The sequence below is a fragment of the Mycobacterium sp. IDUB_36 genome, assembly GCF_055419225.1.
Genome location: NZ_JBVAXH010000001.1, coordinates 1,814,289 through 1,831,050, shown reverse-complemented (window position 1 = coordinate 1,831,050; position 16,762 = coordinate 1,814,289). Strand labels below are relative to the sequence as shown.

General features: G+C 67.6%; 17 protein-coding genes. 11 read left to right on the top strand and 6 right to left on the bottom strand.

Annotated elements, in window-relative coordinates; translation table 11 throughout:
- Positions 1–31 precede the first annotated feature (31 nt).
- The 3 genes from ACZYW1_RS08975 to ACZYW1_RS08965 form a co-directional block, all read right to left on the bottom strand.
- Positions 32–703: a GAP family protein gene (locus ACZYW1_RS08975; protein ID WP_463785060.1), complete on the bottom strand. Its 672-nt coding sequence runs from the start codon at positions 701–703 to the stop codon at positions 32–34.
- A gap of 18 nt (positions 704–721) precedes the next feature.
- Complete coding sequence (locus ACZYW1_RS08970; RefSeq protein ID WP_463785058.1) at positions 722–2,071, bottom strand: serine hydrolase; 1,350 nt, start codon at positions 2,069–2,071, stop codon at positions 722–724.
- 92 nt (positions 2,072–2,163) lie between these two features.
- A complete protein-coding gene (locus ACZYW1_RS08965) occupies positions 2,164–2,487 on the bottom strand; it encodes a hypothetical protein (protein WP_463785056.1) in 324 nt (107 codons plus the stop codon).
- A 110-nt stretch (positions 2,488–2,597) separates the two neighbouring features.
- Between ACZYW1_RS08965 and ACZYW1_RS08960 the strand changes: the two genes are divergently transcribed.
- The 10 genes from ACZYW1_RS08960 to msrB all read left to right on the top strand — a co-directional run bounded on the left by ACZYW1_RS08960 (position 2,598) and on the right by msrB (position 13,099).
- On the top strand, positions 2,598–3,446 hold the full coding sequence (locus ACZYW1_RS08960) for a DUF6159 family protein (RefSeq protein WP_463785055.1): 849 nt from the start codon (positions 2,598–2,600) through the stop codon (positions 3,444–3,446).
- Between the two features lie 131 nt (positions 3,447–3,577).
- Positions 3,578–6,124, top strand: coding sequence for an ATP-dependent chaperone ClpB (gene clpB, locus ACZYW1_RS08955; protein WP_463785053.1), 2,547 nt, complete (start codon positions 3,578–3,580; stop codon positions 6,122–6,124).
- A gap of 114 nt (positions 6,125–6,238) precedes the next feature.
- Positions 6,239–7,084: a trehalose monomycolate transport factor TtfA gene (gene ttfA, locus ACZYW1_RS08950; RefSeq protein WP_463785052.1), complete on the top strand. Its 846-nt coding sequence runs from the start codon at positions 6,239–6,241 to the stop codon at positions 7,082–7,084.
- A gap of 147 nt (positions 7,085–7,231) precedes the next feature.
- Positions 7,232–8,008, top strand: coding sequence for an SDR family NAD(P)-dependent oxidoreductase (locus ACZYW1_RS08945; protein ID WP_463785050.1), 777 nt, complete (start codon positions 7,232–7,234; stop codon positions 8,006–8,008).
- Positions 7,995–8,534, top strand: a complete 540-nt coding sequence (gene pyrE, locus ACZYW1_RS08940) for an orotate phosphoribosyltransferase (protein ID WP_463785048.1) — start codon at positions 7,995–7,997, stop codon at positions 8,532–8,534. The genes ACZYW1_RS08945 and pyrE overlap by 14 nt, the downstream gene beginning before the upstream one ends.
- A gap of 5 nt (positions 8,535–8,539) precedes the next feature.
- Positions 8,540–9,430, top strand: a complete 891-nt coding sequence (locus tag ACZYW1_RS08935) for a hypothetical protein (RefSeq protein WP_463785046.1) — start codon at positions 8,540–8,542, stop codon at positions 9,428–9,430.
- Complete coding sequence (locus ACZYW1_RS08930) at positions 9,427–10,071, top strand: TrmH family RNA methyltransferase (protein ID WP_463785043.1); 645 nt, start codon at positions 9,427–9,429, stop codon at positions 10,069–10,071. The genes ACZYW1_RS08935 and ACZYW1_RS08930 overlap by 4 nt, the downstream gene beginning before the upstream one ends.
- Before the next feature lie 15 nt (positions 10,072–10,086).
- Positions 10,087–11,208 (top strand): glycoside hydrolase family 76 protein, encoded by a 1,122-nt coding sequence (locus tag ACZYW1_RS08925; RefSeq protein WP_463785041.1) that lies wholly within the window; start codon positions 10,087–10,089, stop codon positions 11,206–11,208.
- Positions 11,201–12,550, top strand: coding sequence for a 3-oxoacid CoA-transferase (locus ACZYW1_RS08920; protein WP_463785039.1), 1,350 nt, complete (start codon positions 11,201–11,203; stop codon positions 12,548–12,550). The genes ACZYW1_RS08925 and ACZYW1_RS08920 overlap by 8 nt, the downstream gene beginning before the upstream one ends.
- Positions 12,551–12,577: 27 nt before the next feature.
- Entirely contained in the window at positions 12,578–13,099 is a 522-nt protein-coding gene (gene msrB, locus ACZYW1_RS08915; protein WP_463785036.1) for a peptide-methionine (R)-S-oxide reductase MsrB, read from the top strand.
- A gap of 2 nt (positions 13,100–13,101) precedes the next feature.
- Here the strand turns inward: msrB and bla are convergent, their stop codons facing one another.
- Together bla and ACZYW1_RS08905 are read right to left on the bottom strand one after the other, a co-directional pair.
- Positions 13,102–13,995: a class A beta-lactamase gene (gene bla, locus ACZYW1_RS08910; RefSeq protein ID WP_463785034.1), complete on the bottom strand. Its 894-nt coding sequence runs from the start codon at positions 13,993–13,995 to the stop codon at positions 13,102–13,104.
- Positions 13,992–14,669, bottom strand: a complete 678-nt coding sequence (locus tag ACZYW1_RS08905) for a DedA family protein (protein ID WP_463785031.1) — start codon at positions 14,667–14,669, stop codon at positions 13,992–13,994. The genes bla and ACZYW1_RS08905 overlap by 4 nt, the downstream gene beginning before the upstream one ends.
- A gap of 102 nt (positions 14,670–14,771) precedes the next feature.
- On the opposite strand from ACZYW1_RS08905, the gene fbaA reads away from it, so the two are divergent.
- Entirely contained in the window at positions 14,772–15,803 is a 1,032-nt protein-coding gene (gene fbaA / locus ACZYW1_RS08900; protein WP_463785029.1) for a class II fructose-bisphosphate aldolase, read from the top strand.
- Positions 15,804–15,825: 22 nt separating this feature from the next.
- Here fbaA and ACZYW1_RS08895 read toward each other — a convergent pair whose 3' ends face one another.
- The gene (locus tag ACZYW1_RS08895) at positions 15,826–16,668 is read right to left on the bottom strand and encodes an Rv0361 family membrane protein (protein ID WP_463785027.1); all 843 of its coding nucleotides are present in this window, start codon (positions 16,666–16,668) and stop codon (positions 15,826–15,828) included.
- Positions 16,669–16,762 lie beyond the last annotated feature (94 nt).

The following is a 16,762-nucleotide window of genomic DNA, read 5'->3' as shown; positions in this document are numbered from 1 at the left end:
CCGATCTTATGCCCGACCGCGGCGTCTGCCGTCACAACGCCTTGATGCCGTTGTGGAACACCATGGCGCCGATCACGACGAAGATGACCGCGAGCAGTGCCGCGTTGTTCTTCTCCATCCAGAGCTTCAGGCTCGTCATCGAATCGTCGAGGCGGGAACCGGCGCCGACGTAGGCCAGCACCGGAACGGCCACCGACGACGCGGCGACCACGAGGAAGATCACCGCGGCCGTCCACTCGTCCGGTCTGGCGAGCCCGCTGCTGCCGATGGCCAAGCCGGCCAACGCGCACATGATCAGCACCTCGAGTCGCACGACCACCAGCAGCAGACCGGTCAGCGCCGCGCGCGACGGCGTCATGGTCTCGAACGCCCGCATCCACTTCGGCGATTCGGAATGTCCTTCCCGGGTCAGCCAGCGATAGACGCCGAAGGCGACCAGCGCCAGGCCGAGCACGACCCGCAGCCAGGAGGCCCAGGTCGGCGGCGACTTGCGCAGCCCGTCCAGTGCGTCGGAGGACGACGCGAAGATCGCGGTGAGAGCACACAATCCGAACAACCAGCTGCCGAGGAAGGCGAGCCCGGTCGGCCGCGGTCGTGGCGTCTGCAGTACGAGCACCGCCGGAATGATCGACAGCGGCGAGATCGAAACGACCAACGCCAGCGGCACGAGCGTGGTCAGCACTGAGCCCAAGCTGGTCGCCACGGGAGAACCGTAACCGACCTAGGACGCCTTGTCTGCCATCGCGAACACCTGCCTGGCGATCGAAAGGATCCAGGCGCCCGCGGCGGGACCGTGAAACTGCGGCCAGCTCAACTGGAAGCTGACCACCCACGGCTGACCGGATCGGTTCACGGCATACCAGCTGAAAGTCAGGTCGCCGGGCAGGTTTCCGCCCTTGGTGCCGATGTAGGGCCACTGCTGTCTGTCGAGTTCGATACCCGGGGTGGACGACAAGATCTGGCGCACCGGCTCGGCCGCCCCGACCGCACCGGCCTGCAGTGCGGAGTGCACTCGGCAGATGTCCTCGGCGCTGCCGTACCACTCGATGCCGTATGTCGACGCCGGAGTGTGGCCACGGCCCGGATCTGGTTGGTAGGGAACCGATTTGACCTCGTCGAGCAATCGTGCCCGGTCCGCCGGTGCACCGGCGGCGTCCTTCCACTGCTGGCGCAGGTCATGCCGGCCCCAGCCGATGGTGAACAACTCATGCATGGTCGGAAACGGGGTCATGCTCTGCGGGGCATGGTGGCCGGCCGCGACCAGGGCGTGCTCGACGGCGACCGTGCCGACCCGGTCGATCAGCAGGTCGGTGGCCATGTTGCTGCTTTTCGCGATCATGATCTGCGCGGCGGCGAGCACCGAGATCGTCGAGCCGGTCGGATGGTCGTCGAGTGTCGCGAATTCGACCGCCCTGGATTGGTCTGTGACGGTCAGCTGTTCATCCCACGACAGCGTGCCGGCCCGGATCGCTTCGGCGACGGCATAGAGCACATACAGCTTGAAAATTGAAGCGAGAGGCAAGGATTCGGCGGTGTTGACACCTGCAACCCGTTCACAGCGCCCGTCGTCGACCTTGGCGACCTGATACGAATAGCGAGCGTGTGACTTGGCCAGCTCGGCGTCCACTTCGGCCCACGAATTGATCTTGGGTGCAACGACTTCGGCGTCGAAACGGTCGACCATGCCGGCGTCGTCGGTGTGGATGGCGATGTTCTGCTGCGCGCCGAACGAGTTGCGCAGGTGCAACACCGCGCGCCCTGCGTTGTAGTCGACTCCGGTGACCGAAAACGGGCGGTCCCACCAGAGGTTCTCCATGGCTGCCTGCACGCCGCCGGCAGCACTGGGCGCCGCCAGGGTAGCGACGTTCTTCGGTCCGATCGGCCAATCCGAGTTCAACATGTCCACCGTCTGCTGCGCGCGAAAGCCCGGCGGTGTGCCGGTGGCGATGGTGACGCCGGCGGACCGCGTGCCGGGCGTCTCGCGCGGCGTCGCGCAGCCGCCGGAGGTCAGGGCGATCGCGACGCCGGTCACCGCGGCGAGCATGCGGATGGCTGTGATGGATGCGTTCATGGGTCTCTGTTCAGGCAGCCGAGACGGGGGTGCGGCTGTGACAGGAAGAGTAAACGGCGACTCGACGGCGGGATACCGGGAATTCCCTGGCGTTACGGTCCTTCGCGCCGCGGCGGACCTTTGCGGAGCGTCCACGCCGGAACCCAGTGCGTGACCATCTTGCGCTTGGCCCCGTAGGCGATCGGGTAGGTCACCAGCCCCCACCAGTCGCCCTGCTCGCAGATGCCCCAGCAGGTCAGCTGACCCTCGACCACCTTGTGCAACTGCAGGCCGTTCGGGTTGTACCGCCCGCTGCGGTGCGGCTGGCGCGGAAACAGCGCGGTCAGGTCGATGAGCACGATGATCGGCGGGCGCACGACGCGGAACGGATTGCGCACCGGCTGCCCGTTGTATCCGATCGGCGCGAGGTCACCCACTGATCGATCATACGTTCGAATGAAGGGCTGGGCGGGTCGTTCGGATCACGGCTCCCGCACAGCCGGCGCGCCCTAGGATCGACGCTCGGGGGCACGCCGGAGGTGCATCGATGGACAGGTTGTCACGCGGCTGGGCGCTCACCCGGCAGAGCTGGGACATCCTGCGCGGCGACGCCTCGCTGGCGCTGTTCCCGGTCCTGTCGACGATCTTCGCCAGCCTGGCGATGGTGTCGATCTGGACGCCGGCGCTGATCTCGCGCGGCGTCTTCGACCATCAGATCGTCGAGCGCAATGACCCCGTCATCTACGCCGCCGGCATCGCTTCGGCGTACGCGTCGACGTTCGTCGCCCTCTTCTTCAATGTGGCGCTGGCGGCGTGCGCGGTCCGCTCGATGCGCGGCGAGGACACCAGGGTTCGCGACGGACTGGCGGCCGCGGCGCATCGGATCGGCCCGATCCTGGGCTGGACGTTGGTGTCCACGACGTTCGGGCTGTTGTTGCGGGCGTTCGAGAACCGGGTGCCACTGCTGGGCAAGATCGCCGCCGGCATCGTCGGCGCCGCGTGGGGGATCGCGACGTTCTTCGTCGTGCCCGTGATCGCGTTGGAAGGCACGGGCCCATTGACGTCGCTGCAACACTCGGCGGCCGTGATCAAGGCCCGCTGGGGCGAGGGTGCGACCGGTGCGGCCACGATCGGCCTGGTGACAGTGGGGTTCAGCATCGTGCTCGGGACAGTCGCCGTGTTCGCCGTCATGTTTCTGCTCACCGGCGGACAACCGCTGCTCGGCTATCTCGTGCTGGCCGTGGCGGCGCTGTCGATGTTCGCCGTGGCGGTGGTCTCGACGACCTTGAGCCAGATCTTCCGCGTCGCGGTCTTCCAGTTCGCGCTGTACGGGCAGGCCCCCGGTGGATTCGACGGCCCGCAGCTGCACGCGGCCTTCCGGTCCCACGCGACGTAGGCGCATGGCGGCGCGGTTGCCGGAAATTGGTTAGAGTTGAGCGGAACAGACTCAACCTTGACGGCGTTGAACATCGCGACAAGCATTTTTGGCGGGCCCGCGAGCCCGTCGTGACCTAGAACGGAGGTGTCGTGGACTCTTTCAACCCGACAACCAAGACGCAGGCGGTGCTGACGTCGGCGCTGCAGGCGGCGACCGCCGCCGGCAACCCCGAGATCAGGCCGGCCCACCTGCTGCTGGCCCTGCTCACCCAGAACGACGGGATCGCCGCGCCGCTGCTGGAGGCTGTCGGCGTCGAGCCCGCTGCCGTCCGCGCCGAAGCGCAGCGGATCCTGGACCGGCTGCCGCAAGCCAGCGGCGCCAGCTCACAACCGCAGCTCTCACGGGAATCGCTGGCGGCCATCACCACCGCGCAGCAGTTGGCCACCGAGATGGACGACGAGTACGTCTCCACCGAGCACCTGCTGGTCGGTCTGGCCACCGGCGACTCCGAGGTCGCCAAGCTGCTGACCGGTCAGGGCGCGTCGCCGCAGGCGCTACGCGAGGCGTTCGTCAAGGTCCGCGGCAGCGCCCGCGTCACCAACCCCGACCCCGAGGCCACCTACCAGGCGCTGGAGAAGTACTCCACCGACCTGACCGAGCGCGCCCGCGAAGGCAAGCTCGACCCGGTGATCGGGCGGGACAACGAGATTCGTCGCGTCGTGCAGGTGCTGAGCCGTCGCACCAAGAACAACCCGGTGCTGATCGGTGAACCCGGTGTCGGCAAGACCGCGATCGTGGAGGGTCTGGCCCAGCGCATCGTCGACGGGGACGTCCCCGAAAGCCTGCGCGACAAGACGGTCGTCAGCCTGGACCTGGGTTCGATGGTGGCCGGCGCGAAATACCGTGGCGAATTCGAGGAACGGCTCAAGGCCGTGCTCGACGACATCAAGAACTCCGCCGGGCAGATCATCACCTTTATCGACGAGATGCACACCATCGTCGGCGCCGGCGCGTCCGGTGAGGGTGCGATGGACGCCGGCAACATGATCAAGCCGATGCTGGCCCGCGGCGAACTGCGGCTGGTCGGAGCCACCACGCTCGACGAGTACCGCAAGTACATCGAGAAGGATGCCGCGCTGGAGCGACGCTTCCAGCAGGTGTTCGTCGGTGAGCCGTCGGTGGAGGACACCGTCGGAATCCTGCGCGGGCTCAAAGACCGCTACGAGGTACACCACGGGGTCCGCATCACCGACTCCGCACTGGTGGCGGCCGCGACGCTGTCCGACCGCTACATCACCGCCCGCTTCCTGCCGGACAAGGCGATCGACCTGGTCGACGAGGCAGCCAGCCGGTTGAAGATGGAGATCGACTCGCGGCCGGTGGAGGTCGACGAGGTGGAGCGCCTGGTGCGTCGGCTCGAGATCGAAGAGATGGCGCTGGCCAAGGAATCAGACGACGCGTCGCGCGACCGTCTGGAGAAGTTGCGCTCCGAACTGGCCGACCAAAAGGAGAAGCTGGCCGAGCTGACGACCCGGTGGCAGAACGAGAAGAACGCTATCGACGTCGTCCGCGAGCTCAAAGAACAGCTGGACTCGCTGCGTGGCGAATCCGAACGGGCCGAGCGGGACGGCGACCTGGCCAAGGCCGCCGAGCTGCGTTACGGACGCATCCCGGAGATCGAGAAAAAGCTCGACGCCACGGTCCCGCAGGCTGCGGCCCGGGAAAACGTGATGCTCAAGGAGGAAGTCGGCCCCGACGACATCGCCGACGTGGTGTCGGCCTGGACCGGCATCCCGGCCGGGCGGCTGCTGGAAGGCGAGACCGCCAAGCTGCTGCGGATGGAAGACGAGCTGGGCCGGCGCGTCGTCGGGCAACGCAAGGCGGTGGCTGCAGTTTCTGACGCGGTGCGTAGGACCCGGGCCGGGGTCGCCGACCCCAACCGGCCGACCGGTTCATTCCTGTTCCTGGGGCCCACCGGTGTCGGCAAGACCGAGCTGGCCAAGGCGCTGGCCGACTTCCTGTTCGACGACGAGCGGGCGATGGTCCGCATCGACATGAGCGAGTACGGCGAGAAGCACTCGGTGGCCCGCCTGGTCGGTGCTCCTCCCGGCTACATCGGCTACGACCAGGGCGGTCAGCTGACCGAGGCGGTCCGCCGACGGCCCTACACCGTCGTGCTGTTCGACGAGGTGGAAAAGGCCCACCCGGACGTGTTCGACGTGTTGCTGCAGGTTCTCGACGAGGGTCGGCTCACCGACGGGCAGGGCCGCACGGTCGACTTCCGCAACACCATCCTGATCCTGACGTCCAACCTCGGTTCGGGTGGCACGGAGGAGCAGGTGATGGCCGCGGTGCGCTCGGCGTTCAAGCCCGAGTTCATCAACCGGCTCGACGACGTGCTGATCTTCGACGGCTTGCAACCCGACGAATTGGTCCGGATCGTCGACATCCAGCTCGAGCAGCTGGCCAAGCGGCTGGCGCAACGACGGCTCCAGCTGGAGGTGTCGCTGCCGGCCAAGGAGTGGCTGTCCAAGCGCGGGTTCGACCCGGTCTACGGCGCCCGCCCGCTGCGGCGGCTGGTGCAACACGCCATCGGTGACCAGCTGGCGAAGATGCTGCTGTCCGGTGATGTGCACGACGGCGACGTGGTGCCGGTCAACGTCAGCGCCGACGGTGAGTCTCTGGTGCTGGGCTGAGGGTGCTCGGCGCTTCGGCGGTGTCATCGCCGCCGAAGCGCTGGCAAACTTTAATTCTGTTGTGACCTGCTGGCATTCTCCGTTCAGGGCCGACAGCCGCTAGGCTACGAGGCGATGGTTCCACTCTGGTTCACGCTTTCGGCGCTGTGCTTTGTGTGCGCAGCGGTGCTGCTGTACGTCGACATCGACCGACGTCGCGGCCGCGGCCGCCGTCGCCACTCCTGGGCGCGCTCACACGGATTCGACTACGAGCGGGAATCCACCGAAATCCTCAAGCGCTGGAAGCGCGGCGTGATGTCGACCGTGGGCAGCAACGTCCCCGCCAACAACGTCGTGCTGGGCCAGATCCGGGGCGAGGCGGTGTTCATCTTCGACATCGAGGAAGTCGCCACGGTGATCGCCCTGCACCGCAAGGTCGGCACCAATGTCGTCGTCGACGTTCGGCTCAAGGGCCTCAAAGAGCCCCGGGAGAACGACATTTGGCTGCTCGGCGCGATCGGGCCGCGGATGGTGTATTCGACGAACCTCGACGCAGCCCGGCGCGCCTGCGATCGCCGCATGGTCACCTTCGCGCACACCGCGCCCGACTGTGCCGAGATCATGTGGAACGAAGAGAACTGGACGCTGGTCAGCATGCCGATCGGCAGCACCCGGGCGCAGTGGGACGAAGGCCTGCGCACCGTGCGTCAGTTCAACGACTTGCTGCGGGTCCTGCCGCCGGTGCCCCAGTCGACGGGGTCGGCCGGTGCGCCGCAGGCCGCCAGCCGCCGCAAGGTCTCGCCCAGCCGTCCGCTGGCCCCGGCCGGGCGCAGCGAGACACCCCGGCCGCCGGAAGCGTTGTCCCGCGAAGGCGGACCCACCACCCGCTCCGCCGCGACCCCGCCGCCTGCTCGTCAGGAGCAGACCCGCCGCCCGCCGACCGGACGCAACGGGCACCAGGCCTCGCACCACCAACGCTGAATTCACATCTGCCACAACAACCTCCCGCGGTGGCGACTATCGATGTGCCCACCTCGTAGCGAATTGGTGTGGTGATTCGCTCCGAGGCGGGCACCGCGGTACCCAGACGGGCCTCGTCCACGAATTCGCGCTCAGTACACTGACGCCGTGCCTCGCCCCGTCGCCCTGATCACCGGGCCCACATCCGGTATCGGCGAAGGATTCGCCCGCCGCTATGCCGCCGACGGCTATGACCTGGTGCTGGTGTCCCGAAACGTCGAGCGTCTCGAGGCGCTGGCCGCCGAACTCTCCGACGAGGGCGGACGCGACGTCGAGGTGCTTCCCGCCGATCTGGCCGATGCCGCCGGCCGGGATGCCGTCGCCGAGCGGGTGGCCGCCGGTGTCGATGTACTGGTCAACAACGCCGGTCTGGGAACATCCGGCGAATTCTGGACCGCCGATCCCGCGCTGCTGCAACGTCAACTCGATGTCAACGTCACCGCGGTCATGCAGCTCACCCGGGCCGCGCTGCCGGCGATGATCGACGCCGGCCGCGGCACCGTCATCAACGTCTCGAGCGTGGCGGGACTGCTCTCGGGACGGGGCTCCACCTACTCGGCGTCCAAGGCATACGTGGTGTCGTTCACCGAAGGCCTGGCCGCCGGGTTGCGCGGCACCGGCGTCGGCATCCATGTGGTGTGCCCGGGCTACGTGCACACCGAGTTTCACGACCGGGCCGGAATCGACATGGCCTCGCTGCCGTCGTTCATGTGGTTGGAGGTCGACGACGTGGTCCGGGAAACCCTCGCCGAGGTCGCCCGCGGCAACGTGCTCATCATTCCGGGCCTGCAGTACAAAGCGATCACCACCGTCACCCGGATGGTGCCGCGTACGCTGTCCCGCGCCGCGACCAGTGTCTTCGGGCGGGGCCGTGGCCGCACCTGAGAAGGCTGAATTAGCGGACCTGGTCACGCAATTGGCGGTCGTGCACGGCCGCGTCACGCTGTCCTCGGGCAAGGAGGCCGACTACTACGTCGACCTGCGCCGGGCCACCCTGCACCACCGGGCCGCCCCGCTGATCGGCCGCCTGGTCCGCGACCTGACCGCCGATTGGGACTACGCCGCGGTCGGTGGGCTGACCCTGGGCGCTGATCCGGTGGCTACTGCCGTCATGCATGCGCCCGGCCGGCCGATCGACGCCTTCGTTGTCCGCAAGTCCGTGAAAACCCATGGCATGCAACGTCTTATCGAGGGCCCCGACATCACCGGTCAGCGGGTGCTGGTAGTCGAGGACACCAGCACCACCGGCGGGTCGGCGCTGACCGCGGTGCATGCGGTGCTGGAAGCCGGCGCGCAGGTGATCGGCGTGGTGACGGTCGTCGACCGGGCCACGGGTGCCGCCGAAGTCATCGAGGCCGAGGGTATTCCATACCGCAGCGTGCTCGGGCTGGCGGACCTCGGGCTGAGTTAGTCATCGTGCGCACTGTCCTCGCGACGATCGCGGCGTTGGCGCTGCTCTCCGGATGCTCGAGTTCGGCTTCCCGGCAACAGGTTTACGGTGCGGGTAGCGCACGGGTCGGCGAGTCGCTGGCAGTGCTGGGCTGGAACACATCGGTGTCGAACCTGCGCTGGCAGGACGACTATGTGCTGGTCGACGTCGACGCCGCCCCGGCGGACGCGGCCAAACCCCATGCCGATCCGCGCGACATCCGTTTCGGGTTGTACGGCGCGCTGGCACATCCGATCGAGACCGTCGGCATCGGCAGCTGCGACGGTGTGAAAAACCTTGTGGTCCAATCTTTTTCCGAATCCAGGGACAAGCGGATGGCAGGCACGGTGTGCCTGGGCCCGATGAAGGACCGAGCCGCCGTCCGCGGCGTCTATCTGTACTCCCCGCGCGATCGGATCGCAGAGACCGCGGCGGCCTATGCGGCGGCGTTCCCGGTCGGGGTGCTGCCGACCAAGGAAAGCGACACCGGCCTGGTGGTGCGGACCACCAGTGTGGCGGCGTGGCGGGCCGACGGCACTCAGCTGAACAAGGACGCGCTGGGCGATCCGGCCGCCTTCAACGGCAGCGGCTACATGCTGCTCGGCCTGCAGGCCGACACCATCGCCGCCAAGTATCGCGACGACTCTGCGGCACGCGGCGGGCCGATGATGCTGCTCGTCTCGCCGACACTGCCTCCGCCCGGCCTGAACCCGGCCTGCACGGCGTACGGCTCGTCGGTGCTGATCCTGCCCGAGGCGTCACTGGACTCGGTGCACGTCAACGCGTCGCTGTGCACCCAGGGCGAGCTCAACGCTGCGCTGCTCTACGCGACGGTCTCGATCATCGGCACGCACGCCGCGGTCTGGACGGTCAAATGAGCGAGCCCGGCCCCACCGAGTGGAGTGTGCCGGTGGCCGGTGTCGGGCCGTGGGCGGGTCCGCTGCCCGACGACCCGCGGTACGACCCGGAGTTGCTGCGCGACGGCGACTCCCGCAACGTCGTCGACGCCTACCGGTACTGGACCAGGGAGGCGATCGTCGCCGACATCGACGGCCGGCGGCACCCGCTGCATGTCGCGATCGAGAACTTCGGTCAGGACGCCAACATCGGCGGGGTGGTGCGGGCGGCCAACGCGTTCGCCGTGGACACCGTGCACATCGTCGGACGCCGCCGGTGGAACCGGCGCGGGGCCATGGTCACCGACCGCTATCAACGTCTCCAGCACCACGAGGACACCGCCGCGCTGCTCTCCTTCGCCACCGGCAAGGGGCTGACGGTGGTCGCCGTCGACATCGTGCCGGGTGCGGCCCGGCTGGAGCAGACCACGTTGCCACGGGACTGCCTGCTGCTGTTCGGTTCGGAAGGTCCCGGGATCAGCGACGACGCCCGCGACGGCGCGGCTCTGACCGTCTCCATCGCCCAGTTCGGCTCGACGCGCAGCATCAACGTCGCCGTCGCCGCCGGGATTGCCATGCATGCCTGGATCAGTCAACACTCCGACCTCGGACAGGCCTGGTAGGGCAGGATCGCAGTCATGGATCAGGTATGGGTCAACCGGGCGGTCAGCGCGGAGGCCGCGGTCGCTGGTCGGCATCTGAAGAAGCTGTGGGCGCTGCCCGGCACCCAACTCGGGGTGGTGGCCTGGCCGCCCGCCCGGCGGGACCGCTGGTTCGGCGGCTGGCACTACTGGTGGCAGGCGCACCTGCTGGACTGCCTGGTCGACGCCGAGCTGCGCGACCCGCAGCCGGAGCGCCGCGTCAAGATCGCGCGTCAAATCCGCGGACATCGACTGCGTAACAACGGATCCTGGGTCAACAAGTACTACGACGACATGGCCTGGCTGGCGCTCGCGCTGGAACGCGCGGCGCGGATTGCGGGAGTGGAGCGTCCGGGCGGGCTGCGCAAGCTCAACGATCAGCTGGTCAACTCCTGGGTGCCGGAGGACGGCGGCGGTATCCCGTGGCGCAAACAGGACCAGTTCTTCAACGCGCCGGCCAACGGCCCGGCGGGAATCTTCCTGGCCCGCTACGGCGATCGGCTGCGGCGCGCCCAGCAGATGGCGGACTGGCTCGACGAGACGCTGATCGACCCGGAGACACATCTGGTGTTCGACGGCATCAAGGCCGGTTCGCTGGTCCGGGCGCAGTACAGCTACTGCCAGGGTGTGGTGCTCGGCCTGGAGACCGAGCTGGCCGCGCGCACCCAGGACGACCGGCACGCGCCGCGGGTGCATCGGCTGGTCGCCGCGGTCGCCGAGCACATGGCCCCGAACGGGGTGATCCGTGGCTCCGGCGGGGGAGACGGCGGGTTGTTCGCCGGCATCACCGCCCGCTACCTCGCCTTCGTGGCCACCACCCTGCCCGGCGACTCGGTCGACGACGTCACTGCCCGCGAGACCGCCCGCCATCTCGTGCTGACCTCAGCGCAGGCGGCCTGGGACAACCGGCAGACCGTCGAGGGGCTGCCACTGTTCGGGCCGTCGTGGGACGACACCGCCGAGCTGCCGGCGGCCGGCGGTCAACAGGCGCAGTTCGTCGGCGGTGCGGTGAACGGCTCGGAGATCCCCGAGCGCGATCTGTCCGTCCAGCTGTCCGGTTGGACACTCATGGAAGCCGCCCACGCCGTCGCCGCCTATGAAGGGATGAGCAATGAGTAAGGTCCACGCCGATGCCGTGTCGGCCTGGGATGGGCTGTTGAAGGACGGAATCACCATCGCCGCAGGCGGTTTCGGCCTGTGCGGCATCCCGGAGAATTTGATCCAGGCCCTCGTGGACAGCGGCATCAAGGATCTCACCATCGTTGGAAACAATGCCGGCGTCGACGATTTCGGCATGGGTCTGCTGCTCAAGGCGCGTCAGGTGAACAAGGTGATCGCTTCCTATGTGGGTGAGAACAAGGAGTTCGAGCGCCAGGTGCTGGCCGGTGAACTCGATCTGGTGCTGACGCCGCAGGGGACACTCGCGGAGAAGTTACGTGCCGGGGGAGCGGGGATCCCCGGCTTTTACACCCGCACCGCGTTCGGCACGAACCTGGCCGAGGGCAAGGACACCCGGGTCTTCGACGGAACGGAATACGTTCTCGAAGAAGGTATTCGGGCCGACGTGGCCATCGTCAAGGCGTGGAAGGGCGATAAGGCCGGCAACTTGATCTACCGCAAGACCGCGCGCAACTTCAACCCGATGATCGCTACGTGCGGCACCGTGACCATCGCCGAGGTGGAAGAACTCGTCGAGGTCGGCGAGCTGGACCCCGACCTGATCCACACCCCCGGAATCTACGTCGACCGGATCATCGAAGGCCCCTCCTACGAGAAGCGCATCGAGTTCCGCACCACCACCGGGGGCGCTGCGGTCAAGAAGGACAGCCCGATCCGCGAAGTGATGGCTCAGCGCGCCGCCAAGGAGCTGCGCGACGGTTACTACGTCAACCTGGGTATCGGCATTCCGACCTTGGTGGCCAACTACATTCCCGACGACATCACCGTCACGCTGCAGTCCGAGAACGGTCTGCTCGGCATCGGCGCCTACCCGGGTGAAGACGCGGTCGACCCCGACCTCGTCAATGCCGGCAAGCAGACCGTCACCAGCCTGCCCGGGTCGAGCTTCTTCAGCAGCGCCGATTCGTTCGCGATGATCCGCGGCGGCCACATCGACCTGTCCATCCTGGGCGGTCTCGAGGTCGCCGAGAACGGTGACCTGGCCAACTGGATGGTGCCCGGCAAAATGGTCAAAGGCCCCGGTGGCGCAATGGATTTGGTGTCCGGTGTCAAGCGGGTGATCGTCGTGATGGACCACACCGCCAAGGACGGCAGCCCGAAGATCCTCAAGCAGTGCTCACTGCCCGTCACCGGCAAGGCGGTGGTGGACATGATCATCACCGACCTGTGCGTCTTCGACGTCGTGCCCGAGGACGGCCTCACGCTGATCGAACTGCACCCCGGCGTCACCGTCGCCGACGTGCGCGCCAAGACCGGGTGCGATTTCACCGTCGCCGTCTGATCGCCACGGATGGCTATGGTGGAAAAGGTGACCACATCGCACAGGCCGGTCCTCAACCGGCGCCAGATTTTGTTCGGCACCGCCGTAGCGGGTGCGCTCGCAGCCACCGGATCGGTGCTGGCCTGCACCGCGTCGGGTGCGCCGCGGACACCGGCGAAGACGTTCGAGGTCAGCCACAGCGACGATGAATGGCGCCGGATGCTCTCACCGGCGGCCTACGACGTGCTCCGCAAGGCGGGCACCGAGCGGCCCTACAGCAGCCCACTCAACGACGAGCACCGCTCCGGCACGTTCACCTGCGCGGGGTGCGGCCAAGACCTGTTTGCGTCGAGCACGAAGTTCGACAGCGGCACCGGGTGGCCCAGCTTCTACCGGGTCCTCGGCAACGCCGTCCTCGAGCAGCAGGACGACAGCGCGGGGATGGCGCGCACCGAGGTCCTGTGTAGCCGCTGCGGCGGCCACCTCGGCCACGTCTTCAACGACGGACCGCAACCGACCGGGCTGCGTTACTGCATGAACGGGGTGGCGATGGGCTTCCGCACGGCCTAGCTTCAGCCGCCGGCCGGCGCCAGCGCCGACGCGGCGATCGTGGCCGCCCGCGCGATGATCTCCCGCGCCCGATCCTCCGGCAGGTGCGGATCGTCGGGCGCGGTGTAGACGGCGACGACGATCGGCGCGCGACCCGGCGGCCAGGCGATCGCGAGGTCGTTGCATTCCCCCTGTGCCCCCGACCCGGTTTTGTCTCCGACCACCCACTGCCGGGGCAGCCCGGCCCGGATCGTCTTGCCGCCGGTGGTGTTGGCCTTTAGGAGATCGGCGAACCGGGTGCGCTGCGCGGGCGGCAGCGGGTCACCGAGGACCAGCGTTCGCAGGTTCCGCGCCATCTGCTCGGGCGTCGACGTATCCCGAATATCGCCTGGCGCAGTCACATTGAGATCGGGCTCGAGTCGGTCGACCCGGGTGACATGGTCGCCGAGGTACCGGGCGAACGTCGTGACCGCAGCCGGGCCACCGAGCAGGCCTACCAGCAGGTTGGCCGCGGTGTTGTCGCTCACCGTGATCGCCGCGTCGCACAGGGCGTCCACGGTCATCCCGGTCTCGACGTGCTTCGCGGTCACCGGGGCCCACTCCAGCACGTCAGCCTTCCCGTAGCGGATCACCTCACCCAGCAGCCCAGGCCGGCGTGCGCTGTGCTGCAGAACGGCCGCGACGGCGAGAGTCTTCGCCGTCGAGCACATCAGGAACCGCTCGTCGGCGCGGTAGCGCAGGCTCGCCGGCGACCCGGTGTCGAGGGCGCACACTCCCAGGCGGCCCGGCAGCTGCTTCTCGAGCGCCGCCAACGCCTCATGGTCCGAGGGGGTCGGTGCGCCGCCGCGACGGGTACATCCGGCGGTCAGGGTTCCCACGCACAGCAGCCCCGCGCGCAGGGCCGTGCGGCGGTTCACTCCGCGACTGTCAGCTGGTCCTGCTCGTCGCGCGCCGCCCGCTTGCGTTTCAGGTAGGCCCGGCCGGTGGCGATGAACGCCGGCAACATCGACACGAACAGGATGCCGAGGACGATCTTCTCCAGGTTTTCGTGGATGAACGGGATGTTGCCCAGGAAGTATCCGGCGATCGTCACCCCGCCACCCCACAGCACCCCGCCGACGACGTCGAAGGCCAGGTAGACCGGGTAGCGCATGTACGACACTCCGGCGACCACCGGGGTGAAGGTCCGCACGAACGGCATGAACCGGGCCAGGATGATCGCCGCGGGCCCGTACTTCTCGAAGAAGGCGTGCGACTCGGTCACGTGGTGCTGCTTGAAGAAGCGCGAGTCTTCTTTCTTGAACAACGCCGGCCCGATGCGACGCCCGATGAAGTATCCGGTCTGGTCGCCGAGAATCGCGGTCAGCGCCACGGCCGGGGCCAGCACCCAGATGTCCAGTGTGCCGTGCGCAGCCAGCAGACCACCGGTGAACAGCAGGGATTCACCCGGCAGCAGCGGAAACAGCAGACCGGTTTCGACGAAGACGATGGCCAGGATTGTCGGCAGCACGGCTGATGCGAACAAACCCTGGGGACCGATCCAGTACATCGGGTCGAGGATGTTGGGCATTGCCACCACAGAGGTGATCACGGTGTTCAAGATACCGGCGGTTCGGGTCGGCCATGACCGGGCGGGCTGCGGACCCGCCGAAGGTATTGCGATACTGATGCGACACGTCAGGAAGGAAGCCGCATGCCCATCGCAACGCCAGACGTCTACGCGGAGATGCTCAAGCGTGCCAAGGAGAACGAGTACGCCTTCCCGGCGATCAACTGCACGTCATCCGAGACCGTCAACGCCGCGCTGAAGGGATTCGCCGACGCGGGTAGTGACGGCATCATCCAGTTCTCCACCGGTGGTGCGGAGTTCGGTTCGGGCCTCGGGATCAAAGACATGGTCACCGGCGCGGTCGCGCTGGCCGAGTTCACCCATGTCGTCGCCGAGAGATACCCGATCAACGTGGCCCTGCACACCGACCACTGTCCGAAGGACAAGCTGGACACCTACGTGCGGCCGCTGCTGGCGATCTCAGCCGAGCGGGTGGCCAATGGCCGTAACCCGCTGTTCCAGTCGCACATGTGGGACGGCTCGGCGGTCCCGATCGACGAGAACCTCGAGATCGCCCAGGAGCTGCTCAAGCTGGCCGCCGCCGCCAAGATCGTCCTGGAGGTCGAGATCGGCGTGGTGGGCGGCGAGGAAGACGGCGTCGAGGCCGAGATCAACGACAAGCTCTACACCACCCCCGAAGACTTCGAGAAGACGATCGACGCTCTGGGGCACGGCGAGCACGGCCACTACCTGCTGGCCGCGACCTTCGGCAACGTCCACGGCGTCTACAAGCCGGGCAACGTCAAGCTTCGCCCCGACATCCTCGACCAGGGCCAGAAAGTGGCCGCCGCCAAGCTGGGGCTGCCGGACGGCTCGCAGCCGTTCGACTTCGTCTTCCACGGCGGCTCGGGTTCGGCGAAGTCGGAGATCGAAGAAGCGCTGCGCTACGGCGTGGTGAAGATGAACGTCGACACCGACACCCAGTACGCCTTCACCCGGCCGCTGGCCGCGCACATGTTCACCAACTACGACGGCGTGCTCAAGGTCGACGGCGAGGTGGGCAACAAGAAGGTCTACGACCCGCGCAGCTACCTCAAGAAGGCCGAAGCGGCGATGACCGAGCGGGTGATCGAGGCCTGCAACGACTTGCACTGCAACGGCAAGTCGGTCTCCTAGTCACTGCCGGGCTGAATCAGATTCAGCCAGAGCTGGATTCGCAGATCTTCCACTGGTCGTCGCGGTACTGCAGGTCGAAGCTGCGCGTCGAGCGGGTCTGCGGCGCGTACGCCATGAACGCGGTGACGTTGGCTTCGGCGTGGTCTCCGTCCACCACCACCTGGTCGATGTCGGCGACGACGGGATACTGCTTCGCTGCGGCCACCCGGTGATAGGTGTCGCTCCACTCACGCTGGTTGTAGTTGACGTAGTCGTCGCGCATGCTTCCGCAGGTGAGGCTGCGCAGCTTGGTCAGGTCGCCGGTCTGCACGGCGGCGTCGAAATTCTGAATAGTGCTGCGTACCTGGTCTTCCCGCGACGCGTTGGCCTTCCGGTCATTGCGGGTCAGCAGGACAGTGCCTAACACCGCGACTGCCGCCAGCGCCAGGATGATCAGGATCAGCGCCAGCACCCAGCCCCAGCTCCGTTGGCCCGATGGCCGGAACTTCGATCCCAGGCGGGGCGGAATCAGTTGCGGCGTAGCGGGTCTCGCGCCGGGCTGGCCACCTACCGGCGCCCGGCCCTGGGCGAACACCTCGGTGGCAGGATCGCTGGCCGCGTCGATGATCGCGGTTTCCTTGGCGTCGAATCCCGGGGCGGTGTAGCGGCGTTCACCGGGCTGAAGCTGCGGAGCCGGCGGCTGTTGCTGCTCCAGTCCGGCCGGGTCGATCACCTCGGTTGCGGGGTCCGCGGTGCGTGGGCTTTCCGTCGTCTTCTCGTCGGCGCCGGCCGTCGGTTCGACAGCGGTATCGGCCTCGGATCGCGCCGCGTCCTGGGTGGCGTCGTGATCGGTGGCGTCGGGGTCCGACCCTGATGGATTGGGCATAGGCGCAGCTGTCCCCTTCGGTGTCGAAATACCTATTGGAGCTTAGCGACCCGACCCCGGTCACCGGTGTCACGGCACCCGCTGTCGCGTCGCA